This is a genomic window from Shewanella glacialimarina (genome assembly GCF_020511155.1).
GTDB classification, from domain to species: Bacteria; Pseudomonadota; Gammaproteobacteria; order Enterobacterales; family Shewanellaceae; genus Shewanella; species Shewanella glacialimarina.
Genome location: NZ_CP041216.1, coordinates 3,432,462 through 3,446,365, shown reverse-complemented (window position 1 = coordinate 3,446,365; position 13,904 = coordinate 3,432,462). Strand labels below are relative to the sequence as shown.

General features: G+C 39.3%; 13 protein-coding genes. 3 read left to right on the top strand and 10 right to left on the bottom strand.

From position 1 onward, the window contains the following. Positions 1-93 precede the first annotated feature (93 nt). A complete protein-coding gene (pepA, locus tag FJ709_RS15115) occupies positions 94-1,602 on the bottom strand; it encodes a leucyl aminopeptidase (protein ID WP_226410850.1) in 1,509 nt (502 codons plus the stop codon). 273 nt (positions 1,603-1,875) lie between these two features. On the opposite strand from pepA, the gene lptF reads away from it, so the two are divergent. Then, positions 1,876-2,991 carry an LPS export ABC transporter permease LptF gene (gene lptF, locus FJ709_RS15110; RefSeq protein ID WP_226410849.1) on the top strand — a complete coding sequence of 372 codons (1,116 nt, stop codon included), beginning with the start codon at positions 1,876-1,878 and terminating at the stop codon, positions 2,989-2,991. Next, positions 2,988-4,046, top strand: coding sequence for an LPS export ABC transporter permease LptG (gene lptG / locus FJ709_RS15105; RefSeq protein ID WP_226410848.1), 1,059 nt, complete (start codon positions 2,988-2,990; stop codon positions 4,044-4,046). The genes lptF and lptG overlap by 4 nt, the downstream gene beginning before the upstream one ends. Before the next feature lie 114 nt (positions 4,047-4,160). On the opposite strand, the gene FJ709_RS15100 is transcribed toward lptG, so the two are convergent. From FJ709_RS15100 to FJ709_RS15085, 4 genes are all read right to left on the bottom strand, one after another. Continuing rightward, positions 4,161-4,856, bottom strand: coding sequence for an aspartate/glutamate racemase family protein (locus FJ709_RS15100; protein WP_226410847.1), 696 nt, complete (start codon positions 4,854-4,856; stop codon positions 4,161-4,163). A gap of 132 nt (positions 4,857-4,988) precedes the next feature. Next, a complete protein-coding gene (locus FJ709_RS15095) occupies positions 4,989-5,498 on the bottom strand; it encodes an RDD family protein (RefSeq protein ID WP_226410846.1) in 510 nt (169 codons plus the stop codon). 14 nt (positions 5,499-5,512) lie between these two features. Further along, on the bottom strand, positions 5,513-5,764 hold the full coding sequence (locus FJ709_RS15090) for a DUF2960 domain-containing protein (protein WP_226410845.1): 252 nt from the start codon (positions 5,762-5,764) through the stop codon (positions 5,513-5,515). Between the two features lie 259 nt (positions 5,765-6,023). Further along, the gene (locus tag FJ709_RS15085; RefSeq protein WP_226410844.1) at positions 6,024-6,527 is read right to left on the bottom strand and encodes a GNAT family N-acetyltransferase; all 504 of its coding nucleotides are present in this window, start codon (positions 6,525-6,527) and stop codon (positions 6,024-6,026) included. Between the two features lie 84 nt (positions 6,528-6,611). Between FJ709_RS15085 and FJ709_RS15080 the strand changes: the two genes are divergently transcribed. After that, positions 6,612-7,184: a DsrE family protein gene (locus FJ709_RS15080; protein ID WP_226410843.1), complete on the top strand. Its 573-nt coding sequence runs from the start codon at positions 6,612-6,614 to the stop codon at positions 7,182-7,184. A 17-nt stretch (positions 7,185-7,201) separates the two neighbouring features. Here the strand turns inward: FJ709_RS15080 and FJ709_RS15075 are convergent, their stop codons facing one another. The 5 genes from FJ709_RS15075 to FJ709_RS15055 form a co-directional block, all read right to left on the bottom strand. Then, the gene (locus FJ709_RS15075) at positions 7,202-7,885 is read right to left on the bottom strand and encodes a substrate-binding periplasmic protein (RefSeq protein WP_226416007.1); all 684 of its coding nucleotides are present in this window, start codon (positions 7,883-7,885) and stop codon (positions 7,202-7,204) included. A 143-nt stretch (positions 7,886-8,028) separates the two neighbouring features. Next, the gene (locus tag FJ709_RS15070; RefSeq protein ID WP_226410842.1) at positions 8,029-8,661 is read right to left on the bottom strand and encodes a DUF2913 family protein; all 633 of its coding nucleotides are present in this window, start codon (positions 8,659-8,661) and stop codon (positions 8,029-8,031) included. Between the two features lie 97 nt (positions 8,662-8,758). Further along, a complete protein-coding gene (locus FJ709_RS15065; protein WP_226410841.1) occupies positions 8,759-11,071 on the bottom strand; it encodes a bifunctional diguanylate cyclase/phosphodiesterase in 2,313 nt (770 codons plus the stop codon). Beyond that, on the bottom strand, positions 11,068-13,113 hold the full coding sequence (locus tag FJ709_RS15060) for a sensor histidine kinase (RefSeq protein ID WP_226410840.1): 2,046 nt from the start codon (positions 13,111-13,113) through the stop codon (positions 11,068-11,070). Before FJ709_RS15060 ends, FJ709_RS15065 begins: the two co-directional genes overlap by 4 nt. Before the next feature lie 142 nt (positions 13,114-13,255). After that, on the bottom strand, positions 13,256-13,885 hold the full coding sequence (locus tag FJ709_RS15055) for a peroxiredoxin-like family protein (RefSeq protein WP_226410839.1): 630 nt from the start codon (positions 13,883-13,885) through the stop codon (positions 13,256-13,258). Positions 13,886-13,904 lie beyond the last annotated feature (19 nt).

Here is a 13,904-nt window from a genome sequence, read left to right as displayed (position 1 = left end):
GGTTAATGGGGCAAATATGATGGGGCGAATAACAAAAAAGGTGAAGAATTGCTTCTTCACCTTTTCAATATTTACCGAACGTATTTATTCAACTTACTCGTTGATATCAATACCTGAGCGATTAATTAAGAACTGAGTCAAAATAGGTACCGGACGACCGGTTGATCCTTTATTTGCGCCGCTGTTCCAGGCAGTGCCTGCCACATCTAAATGGGCCCAGTTGTACTTTTTGGCAAAGCGAGACAAGAAGCATGCAGCAGATATCGCTCCTGCAGGACGACCACCTAAGTTAGTCATGTCAGCAAAAGGACTGTCGAGTAAGTCCTGGTATTCATCCCATAATGGCATGCGCCATGCGCGGTCACCACTTTGTTCACCGGCATTTAAAATTTCATGCGCAAGTGGGTTATGTGAGCTGAACAAGCCTGAAGCATGTTTGCCTAATGCAACTACACAGGCACCGGTGAGGGTGGCAGTATCGATCACTAATTCAGGGTCAAAACGCTCAACGTAAGTTAATACATCACATAATACTAAGCGACCTTCAGCATCGGTGTTTAACACTTCAACGGTTTGGCCTGACATAGTGGTGAGAATATCGCCTGGACGATATGCACTACCTGAAACCATGTTTTCACAGCCAGCTAGTACACCAATGACATTGATGGGCAACTTCATTTCACACAATGCTTTCATTGCACCGATAACACCTGCCGCGCCACCCATGTCGTACTTCATTTCGTCCATGGCTTCGCCAGGTTTTAATGAAATACCGCCTGAGTCAAAGGTTAAGCCTTTGCCGACTATTACAATTGGTTTTTGGGTGCTATCTACTGCGCCTTGATATTCCATAATGGTCATTATAGATTCGTTGGCGCTTGCACGACCCACAGCTAAGTATGAATTCATACCTAACTTAGCCATTTGTTCTTCACCGATAGTTGATACTTTCAGCGTTTCATAGGTTTCAGCCATTTGACGGGCTTGCGATGCTAGATAAGCTGGATTACAGATGTTTGGCGGCATATTTGCCACGTCACGACACAAATGCATACCTGCAGACACAGCCATACCATGTTCTACAGCGCGTTCGCCTATGGTAAGTTCTTTGCGTGTAGGCACATTAAAGACCATCTTACGCAATGGTCGGCGAGTCTCACCTTTACGGGTTTTAAGCGCATCAAAGCTATATAAGCTGGCTTGCGTGGTTTCTACTGCTTGGCGTACTTTCCAGTAAGTATCACGGCCTTTAACGTGTAGCTCAGTTAAAAAGCATACTGCTTCCATTGAGCCTGTTTCGTTTAAGGTATTAATGGTTTTAGTGATAATTTGTTTGTATTGGCGCTCATCTAACTCGCGCTCTTTGCCACAACCAACTAATAATACACGTTCGCTCAACACATTCGGGACATGATGAAGTAATAACATTTGTCCTGGCTTACCTTCTAGGTCGCCACGACGAAGAAGATTACTGATGTAACCTTCACTAATTTTATCTAACTGCTCTGCTATGCCAGATAGACGGCGAGGTTCGTATACACCCACAACAATACATGCTGAACGTTGTTTTTCGGGGCTACCGCTCTTTACGCTAAACTCCATGAGCACTCCTAGATTCTTAAAGACAAATTTTTATATTTATAAGATAATGTTCATATTAAGGCTTAAAGGCCACAGATCAAATTAAAGGTGATAAGCTACTGGTATATAGACAAAATAAGCGTTATAAAAATGCGACTTAATTTGTCTGAATTCTAGCTGTGTTGCACCTTACGAGCTGGTCAGAAAACTATCAAAACTGCTAAAAGTAAACAGTTTACATGAAAGTACCTCTGATTCCAGTAAAAAGATACGTTTAGCTCTTGGATCCTATTTGTGATTGTATTTAGATACTTGATTGGTGAAGTTTTAAAAGCACAATTAGCCGTACTTACAGTGCTGTTAACTATTTTTATTAGCCAACAATTTGTGCGTGTTTTAGGAGATGCGTCTGATGGCGAATTTCCAGCATCTCTAGTGTTGACATTATTGGGGTTAAATCTGCCTCAGCTAACCGTACTTATTCTGCCTTTAAGTTTCTTTTTGGGAATATTACTCGCCCATGGGCGAATGTATGCCGAAAATGAAATGGTGGTATTACATGGCGTTGGCGTGAGTGAATGGTATGTCACAAGAGTCACGATGATTTTAGCTGTGTTTAATATGATATTTACCGCTTATTTGGCTATTTATGTTTCCCCTTGGGCGGAAGAAAGGCAAAATCAAGTGCTTGAACAAGCACAATCTGAGGCAGGGCTAGCAGCATTAACTCAAGGGCGTTTTCAAACAAGCCCTAATGGCCGTGCGGTACTTTTTGTTGAGACTATTAGTAAAGATAATCAGTTAGGTAAAGTTTTCGTTGCTCAGTTACCGGAAGTTGGCGATGAGCAGGGGCTGACCAATATTGTCGTGGCTCAACAAGGTAAAGTGATTGAAGATGAGTTTGGTAGCCAGCAGTTAAAGCTTGAAAGTGGTTTACGCTATCAGGGCAGCCCTAACGCAATGAATTATCAAATCATTGAGTTTGGCGGCTATAAAATGGAAATAAAAGAGCAAGAGGTGGATGAACGCAGCCGTAAGCTTTCTGCTATGCCTATTAATGAGTTACTCGATACCCTTGGCCCAGAAGCCGTTGCTGAGTTTCAATGGCGCTTAGCGATTCCATTATCAATTCCATTATTAACATTAATAGCGGTTCCTTTGGCAAGAGTGAACGTTCGCCAAGGTAAGTTCGCTAAAATGTTCCCAGCTATTTTATTATATTTAGGTTATTTTGGGTTAATGGTTGCGGGACGTAAAGCGCTACAAGATGAAGTTATTCCGTTGTATTTAGGCATGTGGTGGATACATGGTTGCGCTCTTGTAATGGGTATATTGTTACTCAGCAAAGAAAGGCCGGCCAGTGTCAGATTTTTAAGCCTGTTTAAACGTAATAAGCAGGTGAGCGCATGAACATAATTGATTTATATATTTCACGGATAATTTTAAGTACCTCAGCACTGTGTTTGTTAGTCTTAACTGGTCTGTCAGGGATTATTAAATGGGTTGATCAGCTCAGGCTTGTTGGCCGTGGTAGTTATAGCATGATGGATGCCGGTGTTTATGTACTTTATTTAGTGCCGCGCGATATTGAAATGTTTTTCCCTATGGCGGTATTGCTTGGAGCACTAATCGGTATGGGAATGCTAGCGTCTAATTCTGAACTTGTTGTTATGCAAGCATCAGGCATGTCGCGTTTACAAATCACTTTGTCAGCAATGAAAACGGCTATTCCTTTGATGATAATGGTAATGGCTTTAGGCGAGTGGGGCGCGCCAGTGGCAGAGCAATCTGCTAAAGAGCTGCAAGCGACGAAAATATCCGGTGGTAGTTTAATAAAATCTAATCGAGGTATTTGGGCTAAAGACGGTGATTTATTTGTCAATATCGGTGAAGTACAAGATATTAATAAGCTTAATAATATTACCTTATATAAGTTTGATGAACAGTCAAAATTAGTACAATTAACTCAGGCTAAACATGCTGATTTTAAACAAGATGAATGGCAGCTGACTGAAGTGACAACCACTCATTTATCTGAGGACCGCATTGAGTTGGTTGAAACGCCAACAGAGCAATGGCGTTCAACCTTAACCCCAGACAAACTTGGCGTGGTATCGGTTAAACCTGAAGCATTGTCTATTCAAGGGCTGCTGGGATATTTAGAGTATTTGGAAATTAATCAACAAGACTCGAGCCGATATGAGTTGGCCCTGTGGCGCAAGGTTATGCAGCCTATAACCGTTGCTGTGATGATGCTGGTTGCCTTGTCATTTGTATTTGGTCCTTTGCGTACAGTTACTATGGGGGCTAGGGTATTGCTCGGTGTGGTGGCCGGTTTTAGTTTTTACATCAGCAATCAGATATTTGGTCCTATGAGTATGGTGTATGATCTTCCTGCTGTGGTCGGCGCTGTTACTCCAAGTATTTTATTTACCAGTTTAGCCTTTTACTATATTAGAAAGTAAATTAATCTCAGCTCATGATAACAAACTAAAAAGGCCACTCAATGTGGCCTTTTTAGTTTTTTGATTAGGTGAATATAATCGAATAATATAGTGATTCAATTCATCAATATTCCTTTATTTGTTCAGCATAAACTCAACCGCAGCTTCTGCATGGATCAGGGCGGTATCGTAAAGCGGTATCGATGTATCAGTTTGTTTAACCAGCAAGCCTATTTCTGTGCAACCTAGAATAATTGCTTGTGCCCCTTGCTGTGCCAATTTATCGATTATATCCAAGTATTCTTTTCTAGAACTAGGTAATACTTTCCCTAAACACAATTCTTGATAAATAATACGATGAATTGTTTCTCGGTCTTGCTGATCTGGGGTGATAATTTCAATCGGGAAGTTTTGCGACAGACGTGTTTTATAGAAAGTTTGCTCCATAGTAAATTGAGTGCCCAATAAGCCCACTTTAGTTATCTTATCGTTCACTAATTTTTGACCGGTAGCATCACTAATATGCAGCAATGGGATATTAATGCTAGCCTCGATTTGTGGGGCTACTTTGTGCATGGTATTGGTACACACCACAATAGCATCAGCACCAATGAGCGATAGTTTATGTGCTGCGTCAGCGAGCATTTCTCCAGCACTTTGCCAGTCACCATGAGCTTGTAGTGCGGCAATTTCAGCAAAATCAACACTAAAAAGAATCACTTTTGCTGAATGTAATCCGCCTAACCTCTGCTTAATCGACTGATTAATCACTTGATAATAGCTTTGAGTGCTTTCCCAGCTCATGCCGCCAATTAAGCCTATTGTTTTCATTTGATATGTCCTTATGGTCAGGTATCAGTATTAAGCCTAGTACAATGACAATTACAGTAGGTGTAAAATTAAAAACGCGCCGAAGCGCGTATTTAATAATACAGATATAATTAGCACTATATCAGGATAGCGTTAAGCACCATGCCAGTTGCGCATCTGATTAGCTTCAACAGATAATATGACTATTTCAGAGCGAGTCATCTTATCTTGTAAAGCTAATTTGTCGCTATTTAATAAAATAAATAAGTTGCCGAGTCCTAGTATTGACCAGATAACACGGGCGCAAGCAGTAATAAAACTCAGGTTTTGACCATTCGGATGTTGAACTTTCAAACGCCAGGCTCTCATGCCAAGAGTTTGACCACCTTTACTCCAAAATAGTGCATAAAAACCACCCACACATAAAGCCAACCATAGCTGGTAAACACCTTGATAAATAGGGGTGTTGTTCAGCGTATCTGATATATGCTCATAGCCACCTAATGAAATTATTCCTGTGGTATATAAACCGTAGAAAACCCCAAAGCCTATAGCGCCAGCAATCATATATACCGCGACAGCAAGCAAGGCGTCATAAATCATTGCCCCTAAACGTCGTACAAAACTTGCACGGGGAAAATTGGCGTGTTCTGCATTTAACATATCAATTAGCCTTCTTATACTTCTTCTTCACGAACAAATTTAATGCTAGTAAAACCAAAACGTGCAAATTCAGTTTGACGAAATTCTTTTTCTGCTTTCGCACCTTTTTTAGAGGTTAAAGCCACCTGCTGCTCCATTGCCAGAAAACGGGTTAAATCGATTCCTTCTGCTTCTGCCGCGGCTTCATAAAGGTCGTGGTGCTTATCGTAGCTAAACGCAATTGTTTTGGTTTTGCCTTTAAAGGTATAAATCACTTGGCGTGCCATTCATAATCCTCAAGCGATCATATGTCGCTTCTAAAAATAAAATATATTGCACCGAGAATGCATAAATCTGTTCAAAGTTAATCTGGCTTAAGTGGTTCTTTGAGTTAACACACCTCAAATAGAAACAAATAAGCGTAAAGTGATCACTTTTTGCAAGGTCTTTAATTGTCCCACGTTCATTAGCGTATCACCAATATGATTTTTCAGAACTGGTCATAAATATTCCAAGACAGTCGTTATCTTTGGGCTGTTTATTAAGCTATTCTGGTTTCGCATTAAAAAAGAGGTAACAGGCGTCGTCGTTATAGCTGGCTAGTGAAGTTAATAGTGTAGGGCTAATATCATTAAAAGGTTTAAAACCAAAGCGCTGCCAAAACTCACTAGCCCCTTGAATGGCAACTAAACCAATACCATAAAACCCTTGTTCAGCAGACGCGTGTATGGTGTGATTAACAAGCTGTTTCGCTATACCTAATCCCTGCGCAGAGGGTGATACTGCCATGTCATGTATGTATAAGGATTGAGTGTCATATGTTGCTGTTAATGTGGTATTTAATTTTGGGGCGTCGCCCTTTGGCCAAGGGTGGCAAAGTATATAAGCTACAATTAGGTTATTATACTCTAATACCAAGCTATTCTGTGGGGATGCATGCCATTTACTTTGCATGACTTCCAATGGTTCAGGATTAATGTCATGGTAACAATTGGCTTGAATAATCATAATAGCAGGCCAATCTTTGAGGGTAATTTGTCTTATCTTCATGATCACTCTTCAAACCAATAAATCATCAGTAAGTATATCTGCGATAACAACTGGTGATCAACTTTTACGCATGCAAGGGATCTTATGTATCATATATCTAACCCAGTGAAAATATTCAGTAGCCTTGTGTTGCTAATGCTTATGGCATTTAGCCAAGTCAGTTATGCTGAATCAGGATTAGCCGCCTTTAAACCCGGCACTGTAATTAAAGAGTTTGGTAAGGTTGCAGAGGTTGATAGTCAATTAGCTATCCCACAAAATATGAAATTTAAAGTCGCCTTTGATCTCGGTTCGGCTGCTAACGCTGGCGAGGTTAATAGACAGATTGATACTTTGGCTCGATTTATCAATATGCATGTGGCTGCAGGTGTTAAGCTTGAAGATATTGAGTTAGCTTTGGTTGTACATGGCAAAGCAGCTATGGATATGACTCATAATACGCTGTATCAGCAAACCCATAAAAATACCCCTAACGCGAATAAGCCATTAATTGCTGAACTGAGTAAGTACCAAGTAAAATTTTATGTATGCGGTCAAACCGCTGCTTATTATGGTATCAGTCAGAATGACTTATTACCGGGAGTTGACATGGCATTATCGGCTTTAACCGCACATGCAATATTAGCTCAGCAAGGTTATAGCCTGAATCCTTTTTAGGCTATAATGGCATGTGTTTATTCACTTAACCCTGATTGATTTATGTACTTGTCGATAATAGCATCAATAGTGCCATTGGCTTTTAAAATGGCGATTGCAGCATTGATCTTTGGTAGTAAATCTTTATGTTCTTTTCGAAGCCGCATAACTAATACACCATCTGAATGAACGGCTGCTAATGCGATGGGAAGATTAAATTTTTTACTCCAATATAAAGCTGGCAAGTCACCTGAAATAGCAGCTTGAATTCGGTTTTTATGTAGAGCTTTTATCAGCTCTTGTTCTGAGGTGAAGTCGACTCGGGTAAATAATGCGTCATCGTGATATAGATAGCCCCTAACGGTTCCAATAGGCTGGCCTTTGATGCTGTCTACATTTTTCCACGCAGTAGCATTATCTTCTAGGGTTATGATGTTTTCTTTAATTTGAATCATAGGCTCTGAAGTGACAAATTGGTCTCCCATATCTTCATTTGGGAACCAACTCGGGCTGACAAAATCAAAGTCTAATAAACCACTCTCTAGTGCTTGATTGGTGCGTTTGGGTGGATAATTATGTTTCTCACTGCTGATTTCTGCCAGCATTAACACCTTCGGTACCAGTTCTCCAAGAATGCCTGGTTGTTCTGGTTGTTCAGGAAGGTAGTAGGGCACCCAGCTGCTAGAGCCACTCACATTGTATTTCAACACTGTGTTGGCCATAGCAATATTGGGCAATAATAAACAGAACACTAATGATAAGGTACAAAATAAAGGCTTCAAGAATTATCCCTTTTTGAAAATAACCTACGAATAGATATATCAGCTTGAAGCAATTATTCAACCTTTTTTATGACAATTCCGGACTACTTTAGTTTGGCAAGTAAACACAAATTAAGATGCTGGTTTTGTGGAATGATCAAGTAGGTTTTGTGATGTTTAATTAAAGTGGTTTTTTTATTTGCCTGGCTTATTAATAAGCCATGGAGTAGTGCTATTTCTGCAAGCACATTTTCATCACCCCTAACGTACAATGCAATTGGTTTTAACAACTCAGTGTCTTTAAGATGATTTCTCATCTGGTCAGCACAAACCACCACACTTGATTGACCGTCACCGTCTAATTTTAATTTACTTGATAATGGTGTATCGGTCACGACTAACCAGTTTTTTTGGCTAAAATCGGCTAGCAATGCGCCTAATGCTTCACCCAGTTTAGCGGTTTTGGCATCTTGATATTGTATAACTATGCGCTCCAGTAGCTGCTTTAGCTGTGCGCCTGCACCTTGGCTTCTACCAAGACGGATCCATTGAGTTAAATCTTCGGCAACCAGTTTTGAAAAGCGTTTTGTTTTGAGAGCATCGACCATCCAACTGCATAAAAAGTGGCTTTCTTGTGCAGGAGTGCGTACACCTTTGTGTTGTTTATTCGATTCTGTTAAATCATGTATGCCAGTGACAGCCAAATTAAGTATTGCTGAGTTATAAGTTTCAGTCATGCTGTTTCAATGTTCCAGTGTAAATGCTATATCGTTAATACAGAGTGATCTTGTCGTTAATGCATAGTGTACTTGGACTTAAGCTATTCTGACATTTTTATATCTGATATTGGTCTGATAAATTGAGAATTTGTTCAATGGTTAAAGGTTTGAAAAAATAGAAGCCTTGAATTACGTCTGCGCCCATTTTTTTTACCAATGCCAGCTGTTGTTCTGTTTCAATACCTTCAACGACCATATCCTTACCCAGTTTAATCCCCATATGAATAATGCCTTCTAATACTATTTGTGCATTAATGTTACCGACTAAATGCGACACAAAAGCGCGGTCAATTTTAATCGTATGCAGTGGCAGGCGGAGTAAATAACCTAATGACGAATATCCAGCTCCAAAATCATCTAAACAGATAGTAAACCCATACTCTGCGAGTTTATCTAACTCTTTAATCGCGGAATCGGAATGGATTAAAGCATTTTCAGTTATTTCTAATTCGACTCTACTTAAGCTTACATTGGCTGCTTCAAAAATCGCATACAATTCATCAACAAAGGTTTCATGCTTCAGCGAGTTTGCTGATAGGTTAATCGAAATAGGGTGAGTTATTTGTGGGTAATCATTAAGTAACTGGCAGGCTGCTTTAGCAACGTATAAGTCTACATCATAATATAAGCCTGACTTTTCCACCGCGGGAATAAATGCATTCGGTGGAATGGGACCTTTGTGTGGATGATTCCAGCGTAACAATGCCTCATAACCAATAATATTTTCGTTGGTGGTATGTACTTTAGGTTGCAACACTAAAAACAGTTCCTGCTGAGTAATAGCCTGGCGAAGATCGTTAAGCAGATTCATTCTTTTATGTGAATCTAATTCATAATGTTGATCAAATAGCTGGCCGGAACCGCGACGGTTCTCTTTGGCTACTTTAAGCGCTATTTCGGCATGACGTAATAATAACGCCGCATCAAATGTACGTTTGCCATTATTATTAATCGTTTGGTACTGTCCCTCAATCATCAACTCTTTGCTGAGCTGTGCTGCGCCAACCGTCATACCTAGCCTGATAGAATGCTCATCAATGTTAAACGGAAAAGAGCTTCTTAGTGCTACGTTTTGTGGTTTAATTAGGCCATTGGGTAATAACAATGCAAACACGTCAGAATGCAACCGAGCAATTAGCACGTCCTCACCGTAAGAAGATATTAAGTGGCTAGAAATACGTTTTAAAATTTTGTTGCCAAACTCATAGCCTAAACTTTCTATAATATTATGGAAGTAGTCTACATCCAGTAAATATAGACAAATATTGTTCCCATGTTGCTGATGAAAAGCTTTTGCGTGATCAATAAATCCAGCACGACTATATAATCCAGTCACTTCATCTATATATGCGGCTTTATTTAAATAGTTAAAAAATTTGGCATTTTCTAACCCTACAGCGACATTCATGCAAAAAACTTGCAATAATTCTTGGTCGATATCTTTTAGTTTTTGAGCTTTTTCTGCCACAATCACACCTTCCCAAAGTGAAGGCGTCGATAAATAGAGGCAACTGAATTCGTCGTTAAATAAATGGGATTTTTGTTCAAGGACCTGATAAACAGATTGAATCGCACGGTCTGTTTTATCAAGCTTAGTTAGCCCTTTACCAAACAAAGATTGATATTTATGACTTGCAGCCACCACAATGTAATCGTCACTTTGACTACTGATTATGGCTGAGGGGCCATTTTGCGGTCGTTGAGATACACAAAAAATACTTTCAGCTTCGATGTCGAAAAGTGCGCTTATCTGGTTTAATACGCCACGAGAGAAGTCGAAAACCGATCGCTCTTGCATTAAACTGGAAGAGGCATCGATGATCGAACGCAATCCTTGTCGGCTTTTTTCAAGAGCTGTGATTTGTCGATAACTGCGAATACCTGCCGCTAATGCAGTAAATAGTTTTGCTCTAGTGAGCTCGCTTTTGGTTTTGTAGGCGTTAATTTCATAATCAATGATGACTTTTTCTTCAGGGGCAAACCCAGGCTGCCCAGTGCGAAGAATGATTTGCAAGAACTTATTTTTAAGCTCGTGTCGGATGCGTTTGACTAATATTAAACCCGCGTCGTCGGTTTCCATGACTACATCGAGTAATACTAGCGCCATGTTAGGATTGTTTTTGATGATTTCATACCCTTCATCGGCATTAAATGCACTGATAAAAAAGAGCGGGCGACCGAGTATTTCTACCCGAGATAACGCTAATTTAGTCACTTCATGCATTGATGGTTCGTCATCAATAATACCAATAATCCAAGGTTCAGCATTTGTGACAGAGGCGTTGGTTTTTGCCGCGCCAGTAGAAGGCGAATCACTGGTTTTCAAAGATTTATCATTGATGATTTTCAAAAAAAAATCAGACATCATTCACTTTCCTTATGTGGTAATTCCTTCGGCGCAACAATAGGTATCGTAATCGTAAACGTCGTTCCATTTCGACTGTGCACACTAATATCACCGCCTAAAATAGTATTAACGATGTTATAAACAATATTCATTCCAAGTCCTGACCCTCCCTGGCCTAATTTTGTGGTGAAGAATGGATCAAATATTTTATCAATGTTAGCGATTGGAATACCGACACCATTATCACTAAATTTAATCTTTACCTTGCTGTTTTCTTCATGGGTCACTTTAACGTTAATCTCACCGGTATCAGCACCATTAAATCCATGCAAAATAGCATTATTAAATAAGTTAGTGATAACTTGCCCAAAAGGTCCAGGAAAACTGTTCAACAGGATATCTGGCGGGCAATCAATAGTAATATTGTACGGCGAACGTTTTATTTGATGCTTTAAAGTATTAAACACTTCATCTAGCATTTCATCGAGTAAAAATTCACGCCGTTTTTCACTGGATTGATCTATGGCTACCTGCTTAAAGCTATGAATTAATTCTGCGGCCCTATCCAATGCTCGTTGCATAATACTTAGGCCTTCTAGGCTTTCCTGCTCAAAGACCTCTAAATCAGACAGATTAAGTAGCCCTGTTTTTGCTTGATTAACAAATTCCCTTACACGTGAATCAAAGGTAGAACTGATGGTTACTGCTATACCTATTGGAGTATTTATCTCATGGGCTATCCCAGCAACAAGTGCACCAAGCGAGGCCATTTTTTCACTATTAATTAGTTTTTTTTGCGCTTGCGTCAAGTGTTCAATAGCTTGCTGAAGTTTGTCTCTTTCAAGTTCTAACTGTCGCTTATAGACAGTTTTATTTTGTTGTAGTACATCAAGTTGGCGTAAATCATGTTGGAATTTGGCCACATTGGCAAACACATCTCCTAGTTCATCATCATTATGTTTAAATTGAATATTTCGCTCGCCAACACGTAATGCATTAACCGATTGAGCTAAATTGGCAATAGGTAAGTAGATAGTTTTTTTTGCATAAAAGCTTAATGAAATTAGCAGTATGATGGTTATGGCAGCGAAAATAGCCAATAAAATAATACTATTCATATTAGTATCTTTTAAGTCTTCTAACTGGCGAATAACCTGGTTTGAAGTCGTTTTTATTAATACAGCCATTTGCTGCTCAATTTCTACGATTTGGTTACTTTTCATATTATGAAAAGCATCAGTGGCAGAAGCTAAAATTTGAGGGTTATAGAGTTGGAATAAACGATGACCGTCATTGACTAGTTGTTGGAATAACTGCTTGATGTAAATAATGTCTTTTATTTCATCTTCATCTTGTTCTAATGGCTCCAATAATTTTAGCCATTGTAAAAAATTAGCTGCATTATCATCAAACTCTTGTTTAGCATATTGATCATTTAATAAATATCTTGCAAAAGCGCTTTGCATATCACCCGCTTCATCGACCATTTGCAAATAATATTGAATAGCGGGAATATCATCATAGCGTAACTCATCTTCATCAGAGTTTTCTTGAGAACCTTTGATTTCATCATTGGCCCGCATGCGGATAATCTTCTCAAGTGGGGTCGCAGTATTAATCAATAAATTAGCCGCGATACTCTTTGCTGTATTTTCATCCGCGGGTCGATAGGCATTAAATATCAGCGTTAGATATTGCTGGTTCAACGTATTGCTGAGGTGATGAATGCGATTAAATGTAGCGATTTGTTCTGTGGAGGTAAGTAAATTTTTTTCAGTGATTTGCTGTTGAATGTTTTGTAGTGCGTTAAAGTTTTGCTGATACTGTATTTTTTGATCTTCATATCCTAACAAATACAGTGCGGCATTGGTCTGCATTGCCTGTAGCGAAGTATTCATTGACTCAACAGCCAATTCTAACGGCAAGTCAGCATGCAAAATAGCGTCACTGGTGATATGCATTTTTTGACTGGTGTAAGCAAAAATACTGGCAATGAGAATGACCAGTATTGTTATTGAGATAAAAACTTTATTCAGCCGAGTTAATATAGATTTGCGAGCCATAATCACATTTCGTGTATATTTAATGACTTAAGTGTAGCAAAAGATAATTAAATGCGAATAAAAAAACAATCAAAAAAAAGGTATAAGCAGCATTGCTGTTATACCCAAAGTGGATCGTGGAAGTGGGTGCTAAATAATGAGGTTATTCAACTAAACTGGCTGCCATTAAAATGAGTTCAGGCGCTGCACGGACTTTATAATTAGGGTTTGCATACATAAATTGAATTAAACCTGTTTTATCACTCAAGTAAATAGCTGGGACTGGCAGTACTAATCGAGCCTCACCTGTAGGCATATTATAAAGTGTGTTTGATACGCCCAGTTTTGCTTGGTACAGGCTGGTGACTTTATCGCTGGTGTAAAACGCTAGACCAAACGCTTGCGCTGCAGCCATTTTTTCATCTGACAGTAATAAGTAGTTAAGTTTGTTTTTTGTCATTGAAGCTTGTAGTTTTTCAGGCGAGTCGGGTGATATTCCTACTAGCTGAATACCCATTTCAATTAACTTAGGCTCAATAGCTTGTAGCTGCCCCATTTGCACATTACAAAATGGGCACCATCCACCGCGATAGAAAAAGAACATAGTCTTTTTTTGACTAACAAGTTCTTTTAAATTAACCGCCTTGCCATCAACTGTTGTTAAGGTGACATCGGGTATTTCATGTCCATTAAGTAGTGGGCTAATATTGTTTTCATCTAACGCGATTGGTTTGGCTATAGCGGTTAAACTGGCAACGGCTAATGTTGCAACAAGTACGAGTTTATTGAACACAAGGGCTCCTAAATAGGTA

What these genes read in the sequence shown, in the direction of transcription:
- lptG (WP_226410848.1), top strand. Translation starts at nt 2,988, where the DNA reads ATGAACATAATTGATTTATATATTTCACGGATAATTTTAAGTACCTCA.
- FJ709_RS15085 (WP_226410844.1), bottom strand. Translation starts at nt 6,527, where the DNA reads ATGAAGATAAGACAAATTACCCTCAAAGATTGGCCTGCTATTATGATT.
- FJ709_RS15060 (WP_226410840.1), bottom strand. Translation starts at nt 13,113, where the DNA reads ATGGCTCGCAAATCTATATTAACTCGGCTGAATAAAGTTTTTATCTCA.
- FJ709_RS15080 (WP_226410843.1), top strand. Translation starts at nt 6,612, where the DNA reads ATGTATCATATATCTAACCCAGTGAAAATATTCAGTAGCCTTGTGTTG.
- pepA (WP_226410850.1), bottom strand. Translation starts at nt 1,602, where the DNA reads ATGGAGTTTAGCGTAAAGAGCGGTAGCCCCGAAAAACAACGTTCAGCA.
- FJ709_RS15095 (WP_226410846.1), bottom strand. Translation starts at nt 5,498, where the DNA reads ATGTTAAATGCAGAACACGCCAATTTTCCCCGTGCAAGTTTTGTACGA.
- FJ709_RS15100 (WP_226410847.1), bottom strand. Translation starts at nt 4,856, where the DNA reads ATGAAAACAATAGGCTTAATTGGCGGCATGAGCTGGGAAAGCACTCAA.
- FJ709_RS15070 (WP_226410842.1), bottom strand. Translation starts at nt 8,661, where the DNA reads ATGACTGAAACTTATAACTCAGCAATACTTAATTTGGCTGTCACTGGC.
- FJ709_RS15075 (WP_226416007.1), bottom strand. Translation starts at nt 7,885, where the DNA reads ATGGCCAACACAGTGTTGAAATACAATGTGAGTGGCTCTAGCAGCTGG.
- FJ709_RS15090 (WP_226410845.1), bottom strand. Translation starts at nt 5,764, where the DNA reads ATGGCACGCCAAGTGATTTATACCTTTAAAGGCAAAACCAAAACAATT.
- FJ709_RS15065 (WP_226410841.1), bottom strand. Translation starts at nt 11,071, where the DNA reads ATGATGTCTGATTTTTTTTTGAAAATCATCAATGATAAATCTTTGAAA.